15 protein-coding genes and 1 tRNA gene are annotated in these 14,255 nt (G+C 63.8%); 12 read left to right on the top strand and 4 right to left on the bottom strand.

Annotated elements, in window-relative coordinates; all coding sequences use genetic code 11:
- Positions 1–34 precede the first annotated feature (34 nt).
- From ihfA to KUL25_RS02230, 4 genes are all read left to right on the top strand, one after another.
- Complete coding sequence (gene ihfA / locus KUL25_RS02245; RefSeq protein ID WP_068353431.1) at positions 35–337, top strand: integration host factor subunit alpha; 303 nt, start codon at positions 35–37, stop codon at positions 335–337.
- A 141-nt stretch (positions 338–478) separates the two neighbouring features.
- Positions 479–1,351: a MerR family transcriptional regulator gene (locus tag KUL25_RS02240; RefSeq protein ID WP_257891438.1), complete on the top strand. Its 873-nt coding sequence runs from the start codon at positions 479–481 to the stop codon at positions 1,349–1,351.
- Positions 1,352–1,409: 58 nt separating this feature from the next.
- Positions 1,410–1,486: transfer RNA gene (locus tag KUL25_RS02235), tRNA-Pro, on the top strand.
- A gap of 73 nt (positions 1,487–1,559) precedes the next feature.
- Positions 1,560–2,645, top strand: a complete 1,086-nt coding sequence (locus KUL25_RS02230) for a 2'-deoxycytidine 5'-triphosphate deaminase (RefSeq protein WP_257891437.1) — start codon at positions 1,560–1,562, stop codon at positions 2,643–2,645.
- 86 nt (positions 2,646–2,731) lie between these two features.
- On the opposite strand, the gene KUL25_RS02225 is transcribed toward KUL25_RS02230, so the two are convergent.
- Positions 2,732–3,538, bottom strand: a complete 807-nt coding sequence (locus KUL25_RS02225; RefSeq protein ID WP_257891436.1) for a heme-dependent oxidative N-demethylase family protein — start codon at positions 3,536–3,538, stop codon at positions 2,732–2,734.
- Between the two features lie 77 nt (positions 3,539–3,615).
- Here KUL25_RS02225 and dddP point away from each other — a divergent pair, with 77 nt between their 5' ends.
- Positions 3,616–4,941 (top strand): dimethylsulfonioproprionate lyase DddP, encoded by a 1,326-nt coding sequence (dddP, locus tag KUL25_RS02220; RefSeq protein ID WP_257891435.1) that lies wholly within the window; start codon positions 3,616–3,618, stop codon positions 4,939–4,941.
- Positions 4,942–5,004: 63 nt separating this feature from the next.
- Here the strand turns inward: dddP and KUL25_RS02215 are convergent, their stop codons facing one another.
- Positions 5,005–5,883, bottom strand: a complete 879-nt coding sequence (locus tag KUL25_RS02215) for an endonuclease/exonuclease/phosphatase family protein (RefSeq protein WP_257891434.1) — start codon at positions 5,881–5,883, stop codon at positions 5,005–5,007.
- A 145-nt stretch (positions 5,884–6,028) separates the two neighbouring features.
- Between KUL25_RS02215 and KUL25_RS02210 the strand changes: the two genes are divergently transcribed.
- Positions 6,029–7,261, top strand: coding sequence for a bifunctional alpha/beta hydrolase/OsmC family protein (locus KUL25_RS02210; protein WP_257891433.1), 1,233 nt, complete (start codon positions 6,029–6,031; stop codon positions 7,259–7,261).
- Here KUL25_RS02210 and KUL25_RS02205 read toward each other — a convergent pair.
- Positions 7,218–7,694: an Lrp/AsnC family transcriptional regulator gene (locus KUL25_RS02205; protein ID WP_068353421.1), complete on the bottom strand. Its 477-nt coding sequence runs from the start codon at positions 7,692–7,694 to the stop codon at positions 7,218–7,220. The genes KUL25_RS02210 and KUL25_RS02205 overlap by 44 nt on opposite strands.
- A 140-nt stretch (positions 7,695–7,834) precedes the next feature.
- Here KUL25_RS02205 and cysG point away from each other — a divergent pair, with 140 nt between their 5' ends.
- The 6 genes from cysG (at position 7,835) to KUL25_RS02175 (ending at position 13,329) form a co-directional block, all read left to right on the top strand.
- Positions 7,835–9,229: a siroheme synthase CysG gene (gene cysG, locus KUL25_RS02200; protein WP_257891432.1), complete on the top strand. Its 1,395-nt coding sequence runs from the start codon at positions 7,835–7,837 to the stop codon at positions 9,227–9,229.
- Positions 9,229–9,525, top strand: a complete 297-nt coding sequence (locus KUL25_RS02195) for a DUF2849 domain-containing protein (RefSeq protein ID WP_257891431.1) — start codon at positions 9,229–9,231, stop codon at positions 9,523–9,525. Before cysG ends, KUL25_RS02195 begins: the two co-directional genes overlap by 1 nt.
- A gap of 68 nt (positions 9,526–9,593) precedes the next feature.
- Positions 9,594–11,255 carry a nitrite/sulfite reductase gene (locus KUL25_RS02190; protein WP_257891430.1) on the top strand — a complete coding sequence of 554 codons (1,662 nt, stop codon included), beginning with the start codon at positions 9,594–9,596 and terminating at the stop codon, positions 11,253–11,255.
- Positions 11,245–11,958, top strand: a complete 714-nt coding sequence (locus tag KUL25_RS02185) for a phosphoadenylyl-sulfate reductase (RefSeq protein WP_257891429.1) — start codon at positions 11,245–11,247, stop codon at positions 11,956–11,958. Before KUL25_RS02190 ends, KUL25_RS02185 begins: the two co-directional genes overlap by 11 nt.
- Before the next feature lie 22 nt (positions 11,959–11,980).
- On the top strand, positions 11,981–12,403 hold the full coding sequence (locus KUL25_RS02180; protein WP_257891428.1) for a DUF934 domain-containing protein: 423 nt from the start codon (positions 11,981–11,983) through the stop codon (positions 12,401–12,403).
- Between the two features lie 68 nt (positions 12,404–12,471).
- Positions 12,472–13,329, top strand: a complete 858-nt coding sequence (locus KUL25_RS02175) for a ferredoxin--NADP reductase (RefSeq protein WP_257891427.1) — start codon at positions 12,472–12,474, stop codon at positions 13,327–13,329.
- A 98-nt stretch (positions 13,330–13,427) separates the two neighbouring features.
- Here the strand turns inward: KUL25_RS02175 and KUL25_RS02170 are convergent, their stop codons facing one another.
- A complete protein-coding gene (locus tag KUL25_RS02170; protein ID WP_257891426.1) occupies positions 13,428–14,162 on the bottom strand; it encodes a hypothetical protein in 735 nt (244 codons plus the stop codon).
- Positions 14,163–14,255 lie beyond the last annotated feature (93 nt).

The raw sequence follows: 14,255 nt of genomic DNA, 5'->3' as shown, positions 1-14,255 counted from the left end.
CATCCTGTCTCTCAAACATGGGGGACGAAACAATATGTCGGCTAAGACTTTGACGCGTATGGACCTGAGCGAAGCGGTGTTCCGCGAAGTGGGCCTGTCGCGAAATGAAAGCTCGCAACTGGTCGAGCGTGTGCTGGAAATGATGTCGGACGCGTTGGTCGACGGTGAGCAGGTGAAGATCTCTTCCTTCGGGACGTTTTCGGTCCGCTCCAAGACGGCTCGCGTCGGCCGCAACCCCAAGACCGGTGAGGAAGTGCCGATCAGTCCGCGCCGCGTGCTGACGTTCCGGCCGTCACACCTGATGAAGGACCGTGTTGCCGCAGGCAACCGCAGCTAAAGGCTCGCCGCAGGCAACCGCAGCTAACGCCCGCGCCACGGCGCAAGACGACGCTGCATCGCCCCGCCAGAGGGTGAGCAGCCAGAGGCACAGACAATCGGCCCTCCGGCCAACGGGGGGCTTGAGCAGAGGACCGCACCCATGCCCAAATCCGCCCAAGCTTTCCGCACGATCCGAGAGGTCGCAGATTGGCTGGATGTTGCGGCCCATGTGCTGCGGTTCTGGGAATCGAAATTCAACCAGATCAAGCCCGTGAAACGCGCCGGGGGGCGGCGTTATTACCGCCCTGCCGATATGGAATTGGTGGGCGGAATCAAGGTGTTGCTCCATGATCGCGGCATGACCATTCGGGGCGTTCAGAAACTGATCGCCGATGAGGGCCTGGAGGCCGTGACCTCGCTGTCGCCTTCGATCGATGAATTGGTCGAAGATGCCGAGGTGGTCGAGCTGGACGCCTCTGATGTCTGGGATGAGGACGCTGCTGCCGAAAGCGAAGAGGCACAAGAGGCCGATGAGGCCGTTTCGATCGACGCGCCCGAGCCTGAACAATCCGCGCCCCCGGCCCCAGAACCGGACCACCCGATACCAGACCACCCGATATCGTCCGAGCCTGAAATCACGGCCCCCGAAGCGGCCCCGATCCCGGAAGACGCCCCCCTCCCGGACGCGGCTCCCGCCCCCGAGGAAGCCCCCGCCTTTGAAGAAGCCGCTGCCGTCGCCGAGGCCGCGCCGACACCCGAGGAAGACACCGAAGACACCCCCGCCGAGCCTGAGGCCGCACCGGTCAAGGCACCGCTGCCCACTGCCGCCCCCTCGCCCGAGCCGACAGCCCCGGCAATCGCATCGGCAGCGGTGGCGGTTCAGATTCCGCCCGCCGACCCCGCCGAAGGCGCCCTCGGCGCTCTCGCGGCCCTGTCTCAACTTCCCGGCCCGCAACGCGCCGTCCTGCGTCCGCAGATCATGGCGCTTGCCAAGCTCCGCGACCGGATGTCCTCCGGCGCGACCATCGGGTGAACGCAACTGCGAACAGCCCCTTGCGCCGCCCTCAGAAATCCTTAGAAGGGCCGTCAGTCGGGCTATGGCGCAGCCTGGTAGCGCGTCCGTCTGGGGGACGGAAGGTCGCAGGTTCGAGTCCTGCTAGCCCGACCATTTCTTCGCTCTACCTCCCTGCCACCTCTTGGAATTGTTGAACCCGCGTGGCCCGTGTATCAGCGGTGACACCATGACTGATTCCTTTTCCCCCACCGCCCCCCAGGGCGTCCTGCCCGATCACGCGATCTCCGCGATGATCGACGCGGGCGCGATTTACGCCACGCCCGCCATCCCCGATGGCCAGGTTCAGCCCGCCAGCCTTGATCTGCGCCTGGGGACCCGCGCCTACCGTGTCCGCGCCTCGTTTCTGACGGGCGCTGGCCGCACCGTGGCCGACCGCCTGCCCGAGTTCACCATGCACGAAATGGACCTGACCCCCGGCGCGGTGCTGGAGAAGGGCTGCGTCTACGTGGTGCCGCTGATGGAAGGCCTCGCCCTGCCCGAAGACATCACGGCAGTGTGCAACGCCAAGTCATCGACCGGTCGCGTGGATTGCCTGACCCGCGTGATCGCGGACGGCGGCGTGGAATTCGACCGCATCCCGGCGGGCTACAAGGGCCCGCTTTATGCCGAGATTTGCCCCCGCTCCTTCTCGGTAAAGATCGAGCCTGGCTTGCGCCTGAACCAGATCCGCTTCCGACGCGGCCAGGCGGTCCTGTCGGACGCGGCCCTGAAGGCGCGCCATGCCGACACCCCGCTGGTCGACCAAGAGCCGCTGATCGACGACGGCCTTGGCTTCTCTGTCGACCTCTCGCCCAAAGATACCACGCTTGTGGGCTACCGCGCCAAGCCGCACACCGGTGTCATCGACCTGACCCAGATCGGCACCCACAAAACGTCTGAGTTCTGGGAAGAAATCCACAGCGACAACGGCCAGATCATCCTCGACCCCGGCGCTTTCTACATTCTCGTCAGCCGCGAGGCCGTGACGATCCCGCCTGATTGCGCCGCTGAAATGGCACCGTATCTGGCCATGGTCGGCGAATTCCGCGTCCACTACGCAGGTTTTTTCGACCCCGGCTTCGGGCATGGCGTGCCTGCGCGCGGCGTCCTGGAAGTGCGCTGCCACGAGGCGCCTTTCGTGCTGGAACACGGCCAGACCGTCGGCCGCCTTGTCTACGAGACCATGGCCGCCGCCCCCACCCAGCTTTACGGCACCGGCATCGCGTCGAATTACCAGGGCCAGGGCCTGAAACTCTCCAAGCACTTCAAGTAGAGCGCTGCTCCCCGCTTCATCTTGCCAAATACAACTCATATCCCGCACCGGGCCACATGCGCGCGGCTTGGACGGGGCGCGAAACGTCACGCCCCCTCGCCCTGCTCCGCCAACCCCGCCCGCTGCGCCTGGGTCAGATCCTCCAGCCGCACGATGTAGGTGTGGATGGAGAAGACCACTGCCCGCGTCTCGACCAGGCGCAGCAACACCTGCTTTTCTGATCGCAAATACCCACCGCCCTCGTGATCGTCGCGCGGATCATCTTCCAGGCGCGGATGATACAAGTCCGGCTTTTGGTAGATCATCGCATTCTGCCGCCACAGGGGCGTGTCATCGCGCAGATTGTCGAAGAGCCGTTGCACGCGCCTGGCCATTTCCGCGTCGTAGGGGGCGACCGGATCATGGATCGCAGACAAAGGGCGCCCGATCTTCTGCGCCAGCGTCCAGGACGCCGGGAAACACAGTACCGCCGCCGTCAGCACGTGCTCATCGGCGCCTTCAGGCTTTTCCATCAGGCACAGATCCTGTTGCACCAATCGCGCCAAGGTCCCAAGCTTGTCGTGTGAATTCAGCGGCACGACGACGCCATCGGGGCGGGTGCACGTACCCTCAAGGCCCCCTGAGTGCCACGCGTACCAGGCACGCCCCGCAAGGGCATGAAGCACCTCTTCATACAACTCATCCACCGCCGCCTCGGACCCCGGAGAGGTCGCGATCACATCGCCGCGCCGCTCTGCCACCAAGCGATCACGCAGGGCCATTTGACCCGCAAATGCCTCATCGCGGGCCAACCACTCGTGATATCCCGCCAAGGGCTGAACGCCGGGCAACCGCCGCGTCGCCTCGGCCATCCAAGGGGCCGTGGGCAAGTGATCGTGGAAAACATGGTTCATTTCCGACCTTTTCGCGCCGCGATCTGACAGGCGGGCGCGCGTGTCCCGCGTAACGCTGATCCCAAGGGAGAGCGACCATGAACCAAGCCTATCGCCGCGACATCCGCAAGATCGACCCCACCAAAGGCGTCATGCTGCCCGATGGCACCCTCAACGACAATGATCGGATCGAGATCGGGCCCACGGCGCTGGCCTATGCCGAGTGGGAGGCCGCAGGCCTGATCCTGCCCAACCTTCAAACCATGCGCCAATTCCGGCTCGATCGTTTGGTGGGTCAATTGCAGGCCAATGACTACGGCGGCGTGCTGGTCTTCGACCCGCTCAACATTCGCTACGCCACCGACAGCACCAACATGCAGCTTTGGAACGCGCACAACCCCTTTCGCGCCTGCCTTGTCTGCGCCGATGGGCACATGGTTCTGTGGGAATACAAGAACGCGCCGTTTCTGGCCGATCACAACCCGCTGGTGCGCGAGGTCCTTTCCGGGGCGTCGATGTTCTACTTCTCCACCGGCGACCGGGGCGATGTCGCGGCCGAGAAGTTCAGCGGCCAGGTGGCCGAGATCATGGCGGCCCATGCGGGCAGTAACAAGCGCCTGGCGGTCGACAAGATCATGCTCCACGGCGCCCATGCGCTGGAGGCGCGCGGGTTCGACCTGAAGGACGGTGAGTTCATCACCGAGCACGCCCGCAAGATCAAAGGCCCTGACGAAATCCTCGCCATGCGCTGTGCCGTGGATGCCTGCGAAAAATCCCTCAAGGCGATGGAAGACGCCATCGCGCCCGGCAAATCCGAGGATGAGGTCTGGGCCGTCCTGCATGCCGAGAACATCAAACGCGGCGGCGAATGGATCGAGACGCGACTGTTTTCCAGCGGCCCGCGCACAAATCCATGGTTCCAGGAATGCGGCCCCCGCACGTTGTTGCCCAATGAAATCAGCGCCTTGGACACGGATCTGATCGGCTGCTACGGCATGTGTGTCGACATCTCGCGCACATGGTGGACCGGTCCCGACGCCCCGCGCCCCGACATGATCGCGGCCATGCAGCACGGCCACGCCCACATCATGGAGAACATGGCACTTCTGGCCCCCGGCGTCTCGATCAAGGAACTGGTTTTCGGCGGGCACCAGTTGGATCCGAAGTACGACAAGCGCAAGTATTCGTGCCGGATGCACGGTGTGGGCCTCTGCGATGAGTGGCCCCACGTCGCCTACGGTGATCACTTCAACGAGGCCGCTTTCGATTACGTACTGGAGCCCGGCATGATGCTGTGTGTGGAGGCCCTGATCGGCGAGGAAGGTGGCGATTTCTGCATCAAGCTGGAAGATCAGGTGCTGATCACCGAAGACGGCTACGAGAACCTGACGACCTATCCGTTCGACGCGGCGTTGATGGGGTAGACCGGGCCTTGGCCCGGGTTTGCGTCACGGGCCCCGGGCCTTGGCCCGGGTTTGGGTCACGGTCTACGGTGCGATTTCGAACATGCCGACAACGCCCATGTGGTCAGATCCCAATCGCGGGCGGACCGAATGAAGACCGCCCACACCGGGCAGAAGGACGTGGTCTATCGGTGGGGCAAGCCAGCCATCGAACAAGTGGATCGTGCCGCTGATCGGGCGCGGCACCTGAGAACCGCTCGCCTGCGCGAACTCTCGCAATACCCACGACCATGGCACCATGTTGAAGTCTCCGCCGATCAGGATCGGCCCTTCCAGCGCGGCGATCACAGGCACCAGCTCTTCTACTTGCGCTCGTTGCTCGTAGGGAAACGGCCAACGGAGGTGCACCGAGATTACCCAAAGCGGCCCCTGCGGCGTTAGCACCTGAAACCCCGCCATGCCATGCCCCTGAACGCAGAATTCACTGCCTTCCACAACCTCGTGGCGCGACAGCACGGCAACGCCACCGACAGAGGAATAGCCGCAATAATGCCGCGCGTAGTGGGACGGCAAGGCGCTCAAGACCTGCTGTCGGTTGTTAGCGTTCAGCTCTTGCAGGGTGATGTGATCGGGATCGATTTCAGCGATGTCGGCCAGGATTGCACCGGCGTTTGGAAGGGCGAACAACAGGTTTTTCTGGTAAATCGTCTGGGGCCGCACAAACGCGCTTGCGTGCAGCGCAGCCGGCGGGATGGGCGTCGCTCCCAAAAGCGCGATGCCCGCACCAATCGAGACAAGCATACCAAATCCGCGGGGTCGCACCAATATCATCACCACGGCGCAAGCCAGCAAAAGCCCCGCAATCCAATTGCGGAACACCGCCAGGGAATCGCCCAACGGATGCAGTGCCCCCAGATAGCTGCCCAACAGGACAAGCCCGCCCAACCCTGCGCAGACGCGCATGAAACCTCTGAAAAAACGCACGTTAACGCCCTTAACCAATCACACCTTCCGCACGTGGGTGCACGGCCCCGTGAAAACAATGACACAAGGGTTGCCGCAAGCGCACCTCTGCCCACATGGTCAAGGCAACAAGGGGACCCCGACCATGTCAACTGAACGTTTCACCTTTCCCGGCCACGCGGGCGACCTGCTGGCCGCGCGGCTCGACCTGCCGGATGGGCCACATCTGGCCACGGCGCTGCTGGCGCATTGCTTCACCTGCGGCAAGGATATCGCCGCCTCGCGCCGGATCGCGGCGCGTCTCAACGCCCATGGCATCGCGGTCCTGCGCTTCGATTTTACCGGTCTGGGCCATTCCGACGGAGAATTCGAGAACACGTCCTTCACCTCCAACGTTACCGATCTGATCGCCGCCGCCGATGCGCTGAGCGAACGCGGCATGGCCCCCTCCCTCATCATCGGCCACTCCCTTGGGGGCGCGGCGGTGCTGCGTGCGGCGGGACGGATCGCCTCGGCCAAGGCCGTCGTGACCATCGGCGCGCCCTTCGATCCGGCCCATGTCACGCATAATTTCGGCGACGCTTTGGCCACCATCGTGCGCGATGGCGTGGGCGATGTGCAACTTGGCGGGCGGTCCGTGCGCATCGGACGGGACTTCGTTAACGACGTTAACGAAGAGAAGCTGGCCAAAGATATTGCGACCCTGGGCAAGGCGCTGCTGGTCCTGCACGCCCCGCGCGACACCATCGTAGGCGTTGAAAACGCGGCAGAAATCTTTGTGGCCGCCAAACATCCCAAGAGTTTCGTCACCCTAGATGACGCCGACCACCTGATCACCCGGCCAGCGGACGCCGACTATGCCGCCGACGTCATTGCGTCCTGGGCGGGCAAATACCTGGACCTCAAGCACCCTGCCCCGCCCATCGGCGCGCCCGAGGGCGTGACCCGCACGTCAGAAGTGGACCCGGACGGTTTCTTGCAAGACATCAACGCCGGTCCCAAACACCATGTCCACGCGGACGAGCCTGAAAGCTACGGCGGGACGGATCGCGGTATGACCCCCTATCAATTTCTTGCCGCAGGCCTTGGGGCCTGCACCTCGATGACCATCCGGATGTACGCGCGACGCAAGAAATGGCCGCTGGATCACGTAGCGGTGGACGTGACCCACAACCGGGTGCATGCGCAAGATGCTGGTGTGGAAATCGGGCCGTTGGACCAATTCACCCGCACCATCACACTCACCGGCACCCTTGATGACGCGCAACGGGCGCGCCTGATGGAGATTGCCGACAAATGCCCGGTTCACCGATCACTGGAGGCGGGCGCGCATATCAAGACGGAACTGATGCCAGCGGCAGAAGCGGCGTTGACTTGATCTCCTCCATGCTCAGAAGGGCGGTGACGTTGTAGATCCGCACTTCCGAGATCAGCGCCTGGTAGAATTCGTCGTAGGCCCGCGCGTTCGCGACGCGCACTTTCAGGATGTAATCGATGTCGCCCGCAAGGCGGTGCGCCTCCATCACCTCGGCCCGTTCCTGAAGCGTTTTCAGGAACTTGTTCTGCCACTCCGCCTCATGTTCGGAGGTGCGGATCAGGACGAAAAAACAGGCCTCCAGCCCCAGCGCCTCGGCATCCAGCAGCACCGTCTGCTGGCCGATGATCCCCGCCTCCTTCATCTTGCGAATCCGTGACCACACCGGCGTCTTGGACGACCCCACATGTTTGGCGATTTCCTCCAGGGAACGGCTTGCATCCTCTTGCAGCGCGATGAGGATTTTCCGATCGAGGGCATCGATTTGGACAGGCATTCGGGGGGACTCCGATTTTGGGAACGGGGGTTCTGACCTGAACCGGATACAGAACATATGTCCCTTTCCACAAGTTCTATCTGCCACTTTGCAGGAAATTGTCCTACAACTGAAGGGCAATCAGCCTGTGAGGTTCTTCCATGCGCCACTTCCCCATCTTCCTTGACCTGCGCGGCCGTCGCGTTGTGCTGGCCGGTGGCGGGGATGCCGCCCTGGCGAAACTGCGCCTGATCCTGAAATCCGAAGCGCGCGTGACGGTCTTCGCCGCCGATCCCGCGCCCGAGATCGCGGATTGGGCGGCGGAGGGCAAGCTGCGCCTCGTGCCCCGCGCCTTCGCCCCCGGCGATGCGCTTTGCGCGGCGCTGGCCTATGCCGCCTCCGAAGACGCGCAGGAAGACGCGCGCGTCGCGGCGCTGGCCCGCGCGGATGGCGCATTGGTTAACATCGTTGATAATCTGGAAGGCTCAGCCTTTATTACCCCCGCGATCGTGGACCGTGACCCCGTCACCATCGCCATCGGCACCGAAGGCGCAGCCCCGGTCCTAGCGCGCCGGATCAAGGCCGATCTGGAAGCGGCGCTGCCGTCCTCCCTGGGCCTTCTCGCGCGCATCGGCCAAGGCTTCCGCACGGCGGCCAATGCCCTGCCGATGGGCCGCAAACGGCGTGAGTTCTGGGCGGACTACTACTTCAACAAGGGCCCGGAAGTCCTTGCGAAAGAGGGGAAAACCGGCGCCGAACTTGCCCTTGGCGATCTGTTGGTCAGCCATCTGCACAGTGACATGTCACCGGGCCGCGTGGATCTTGTGGGCGCAGGCCCCGGCGACCCCGACCTGCTCACGCTCAAGGCCCGCAAGCTGCTCGATCAAGCGGATGTGGTAATCTACGACCGCCTCGTCTCGGCGGAAATTCTGGAGCTGGCCCGGCGCGAAGCCACGATGGTTAACGTTGGTAAGAAAGGCTTCGGCCCCTCCACACGGCAAGAAGATATCGCCGCCGCGATGGTCGAACATGCGCAACGCGGTGCCCATGTGGTGCGCCTGAAATCCGGCGATCCGGGCGTCTATGGCCGCCTGGATGAAGAGATCGACGCGCTGGATGCCGCGGGCATCGATTGGGCGATTGTGCCGGGCATCACCGCCGCCAACGCCGCAAGCGCCCAAATCGGGCAAAGCCTGACGAAACGTGGACGTAACGGCGCGATGCGGTTCCTGACCGGCCATGACGTGAAGGGCTTTGCCGAACACGATTGGCGCGGCTTGGCCAAGCCCGGTCAGGTCGCCGCGATCTACATGGGCGCTGCGGGCGCACGGTTCCTGCAAGGCCGCCTGATGATGCACGGTGCCGCCCCCGACACCCCTGTGACCGCCGTGGAAAACGCATCGCGCACCGACAGTCGCGTGATCTCCTCCACCCTCTCGCGCCTGCCTGCTGATTTGGAGGCCGCGGCCCCCGACGGCCCCGTCATCCTGATGCTTGGCTTGGCGCCGCGCGCAGCCGTTGCTCAACTCCCTGCCCTGCAAGAGGAATTTGCCTGATGTCCCGTCAGTTCACCCCCAAAGTCGTCACCGCCAACGCGCTGTTGGAAGGCGACGTCGTCTACCTCACCAAGCAGGGCCATTGGACGCGCCAGCACGCCGAAGCTGACCTGATCGAGGACGCCGTCACCGCCGAAATCCGCCTTCTGGAGGCGCAGGCCCTCGCCCACGAAGTCGTGGGCCCCTACCTCGCCGATGCCGTTGCGGGCAAGAACGGCCCCGAACCGGTCCATTTCCGCGAAGCGTTCCGCACGCGCGGCCCGTCCAACTACGCCCACGGCAAACAGCCCGTGTAGTTACGGAAAAAAGACACTTTCTCGCACCCCGATTTGCCCCCGATACGCCCTGTCAAAGGAGCCCCGCCATGTACGCCTATACCGATTTCGACCGAGATTTCCTGGCCGAGCGTAACGCCCAGTTCCGCGCCCAGGTGGAACGCCGCATCGACGGCAGCTTGACCGAGGATGAGTTCAAACCCCTGCGCCTGATGAACGGTCTTTACCTGCAATTGCACGCCTATATGCTGCGCGTGGCGATCCCCTATGGCACTCTGAACGCTGGACAAATGCGGCAACTCGCGATGATCGCGGACCGTTGGGACAAGGGCTATGGCCACTTCACCACGCGCCAGAACATACAGTACAACTGGCCACAACTGCGCGACGTGCCCGACATGCTGGACGCACTGGGTGAGGTGGGGATGCATGCCATCCAGACCTCTGGCAACACGATCCGCAACGTCACCGCCGACCATTTCGCAGGCGCAGCCGCCGAAGAGGTCGCAGACCCCCGCCCCGTGGCCGAGTTGATCCGCCAATGGTCCACCGACCACCCGGAATTCCAGTTCCTGCCGCGCAAGTTCAAGGTCGCAGTGACGGGATCGGATCAGGACCGCGCGGTCACGGCGGCCCATGACATCGGGTTGCGACTGGTAGAACGCCACGGAAGACTTGGCGCGACGGTCCTGGTCGGTGGTGGCCTTGGGCGCACGCCGATGATTGGCAAGGTGCTGTCGGACTACGTGGCACTGGACGACTTGCTGCCGTATCTGGAGGCGGTCGTCGCGGTCTATAACCTGTTGGGACGGCGCGATAACAAGTACAAAGCGCGGATCAAGATCACCGTGCACGAGAACGGGATCGAGGAGATCCGCCGCTTGGTCGACGCCGAATTCGCGCCCCGGAAAGCCGCTTTCAACGGCGCCGACATGGCGCTGCTGGACAAGATCAAGGCGGATTTCGCCGCGCCTGATTTCACCCCCGGCGCAGGTGATTTCCAAGCCCACTACACCGACGATCCGGTCTTCCGTAGCTTCGTGGACACCAACACGGTTGCCCACAAGCACCGCGATTACGCCATCCTGACCGTGTCCCTGAAGGCTCACGGCGCGACACCGGGCGATGCCACCAGCGACCAGATGCGCGTTCTGGCGGATTTGGCCGAGACCTACGCCCATGACGAGTTGCGCATCTCGCACGAACAGAACGTGATCCTGCCCCATATGCCCAAGCGCCACCTGCGCGCGGTTTTTGACGCCCTGTCACAAGCGGGCCTTGGGACTGCGAATATCGGGCTGGCCTCCGACATCATCGCCTGCCCCGGCATGGATTATTGCGCGCTGGCCACGGCCCGTTCCATCCCTGTGGCGCAGGAAATTGCCACGCGTTTTGAAGAACTTAAGCTGGAACACGCGGTTGGGCCACTGAAGATCAAGATCTCGGGCTGCATCAATGCCTGCGGGCACCATCACGTGGGACACATCGGAATTCTCGGCCTCGATCGTGCGGGGGTCGAGAACTACCAGATCACCCTTGGCGGTGACGGCGGACCGGACGCCGTGATCGGCGAACGCGCCGGACCGGGATTTGCCTATGATGAAGTGGTCGATGCCGTTGAGCGGCTGGTGCGAGCCTATCTGGACCTGCGCGACCACGCTGATGAGACCTTTCTCGACACCTACAAGCGCTTGGGAGCAACGCCCTTCAAGGCCGCGCTCTACCCAGAGGTCAAAGCCCATGCCGCTTAAGGAACTGGCCGAACGCCGGGCACTGCTGCATCGCAAAAGCGAGGCCGACGCGGTGCTGCGCCATGCCGTAAGCGATCTGGCCATCGGCCCCATTGCGATGGTGTCCAGCTTCGGCGCGGACTCTGTGGTGCTGTTGCATATGCTCAGCCAGATCGCGCCCGCGACGCCGGTGCTGTTTGTCGACACCGAAATGCTGTTTGACGCGACCCTTACCTATCAGCGAGAGGTCGCCGAACACCTTGGCCTAAGCGATGTGCGCGTCGTCAAACCTGCCCGCGAAGCGTTGCTGGAACGGGACGTTGACGGTGTTCTGCACCATTTCGACCCGGACGCCTGCTGCGCCCTGCGCAAGACCGAGCCGCTGGAGCGCGCGTTGACTGGTTTTGGCGGCTGGATCACCGGGCGCAAGCGCATCCACGGCGGCGAACGGGCGTCCCTGCCGCTCTATGAGAAAAGCGGCTCGCGGATCAAGGTGAACCCCTTGGCGACTTGGACTCAGGCACGGGTGGCGGACTATATCACGCATCACGGCCTACCCCGACACCCCATGGTGGCAGGCGGTTTCCCCTCCATCGGGTGCCAGCCCTGCACGACGCCCGCCCAGTCCGATGAGGACCCGCGCGCCGGGCGTTGGCGCGGCCAGGCAAAGACCGAATGTGGCATTCATTTCAAGGACGGCGCCGTGATGCGGCGCGCGTCCTGACATCTCAACGAAAGGGCCGAACATGGGCCAGACGATTGTAACAGACACGGGCTTTGCGCCCGACGATTGGACCGGTCACGCCGCACCTTTGGTCGAGGGCGTCCCGGCAAATGGAACCGCGGTGGACATCGCGCCCTCGGACGATGTGGCGGTGCTGGCGGGAGTCTTGGCGCGCTTGACCTTTATCCGCGTAGCCTTCCCCTCCTCCGCCGATGGGCGCGGGTTCACCTTGGCCAAGCGCCTGCGCGCGATGGGCTACAGGGGACGTTTGCGCGCGGCGGGGCACGTTCTGGCGGACCAATACGCCATGGCGCGCCGCGCAGGTTTCGATGAGGTGGAAATCGACGCAGCACTTGCCGCCCGCCAACCAGAGGCGCAATGGCTGGCCCGCGCCGATTGGCATGCCCACGACTATCAGGCCCGCCTGCGCGGATCTGCGGCCTAAGCGGCCTTTCCCTGATCCAGATCAACGACTACGCTATAGGAGCAGGTGCACAAAGCGCCTGAACAAGGATGACCGAGCAGAGCCCCGTGACCCATACTGATGCCGCGCCCGTCAAGGCGACACCCACCCTTCCCGATGCGCAAACCGTGACCGAGGTGAAGCATTACACAGACCGCCTGTTCAGCTTCCGCTGCACGCGGCCCGCGTCGCTGCGCTTCCGCTCGGGCGAGTTCGTGATGATCGGCCTCATGGGCGAGCCGCACCCGGAGACGGGCAAGCAGAAACCGCTTCTGCGCGCGTATTCCATCGCGTCGCCAAGCTGGGATGAAGAGCTGGAGTTCTACTCCATCAAGGTGCCCGATGGCCCCCTGACATCTCGGCTGCAACACATTCAGGTCGGCGACCAGATCATCCTGCGGCCCAAACCCGTCGGCACCCTTGTCCACGACGCGTTGATCCCCGGCAAACGGCTGTGGTTCTTTGCCACCGGCACCGGGTTTGCCCCCTTCGCCAGCCTTCTGCGCGAGCCGCAGACCTATGAGGATTACGATGAGATCATCATCACCCACACCTGCCGCGAAGTGGGCGAGCTGACCTATGGCCGCGACCTGATCGAGGCGTTGCAGCATGATGATCTGCTCAACGAGGTTATCGGGGAAGGGTTCTGGAAGAAGATCAAATACTACCCCACGACCACCCGCGAGCAGAGCCCCAAGATGGGCCGCATCACCGATCTGATGCGCAGCGGAGAGGTTTTTGCGGACCTTGGCGTGCCGCCGCTGAACCCTGAAAGCGACCGCGCCATGATCTGTGGCAACCTCGCCTTCAACTTGGAACTGAAGGACATGTTTGAAGAGTACGGACTGGAAGAAGGCGCGAATTCCAAACCCGCACACTACGTGGTCGAAAAGGCGTTTCTGGATTAAAGCATCACTTTAACATCACCTCACAGGTGTCTGTCAGACATAGAAAAACCCCCGCTGGATCAGCGGGGGTTCTTTTGTCTCATCGATGGGCGTTTGGCTTATTCGAGGCCAAGCGCCGCGCGGGCCGCTTCAAGGGCGGAGCCCAGAAGCTCGGGGTTGTCACGGGCGCCCTCAAGGGCGGTCGTTACAGCCAGGCGCACCGGTGCAGAGATGTCGGCGTTCTCGACGGCAGCCAAGGCGGCGTCCATGTCGAAGCCGTCGGCCGAAAAGACGTCGGCCAGGTTGGGAGCCTCGGCAGCGGCTTCTGCGGCGGCGGCAGCTTCGGCGGCCTCATCAGCACCCTCAGCGGCTTGCACTGCGTCATCCACGGCCTCAGCAGCGGCTTCCGTCGCTTCTTCGGCGGCAGCAGCGGCAGCGGCAGCTTCCGCTTCGGCAGCAGCGGCGGCTTCTTCTGCGGCGGCAGCGGCTGCGGCAGCCTCGGCCTCAACAGCGGCGGCAGCTTCAGCAGCGGCGGCCTCTGCGGCTTCAGCAGCGGCGGCAGCTTCTGCTTCAACGGCGGCGGCGGCTTCTGCGGCCTCTGCTTCAGCGGCAGCAGCGGCTGCGGCAGCCTCATCAGCGGCCTCATCTGCAGCACCGGTCACCTCTTCAACGGCGCCTTCAACGGCCTCGGCAGCGCCTTCCACGACGTCGCCCGCAGAATCCGCTACGTCACCGGCTGCGTCGCCAATGGCCTCGACGGCCTCCTCTACGGAGGGCACATCGCCCCGCGTCAGGAAGTAGCCGCCCACGCCAAGGGCTGCGAGAATCACGATAATAATAAAAGCACGACTCATGTCAGTTCCCCACTGGGTCATTCAAAATTAACGCTTGGCGCATACCGCGCACGTCCGCCCCGCGCAATGGCACAGTTCGCAATTCATTCCCCA

The sequence above is a fragment of the Gymnodinialimonas phycosphaerae genome (assembly GCF_019195455.1).
Lineage (GTDB): Bacteria > Pseudomonadota > Alphaproteobacteria > Rhodobacterales > Rhodobacteraceae > Gymnodinialimonas > Gymnodinialimonas phycosphaerae.
Note: the sequence above shows the minus strand (reverse complement) of the source record. Positions and strands in the feature narration are given on the sequence as shown.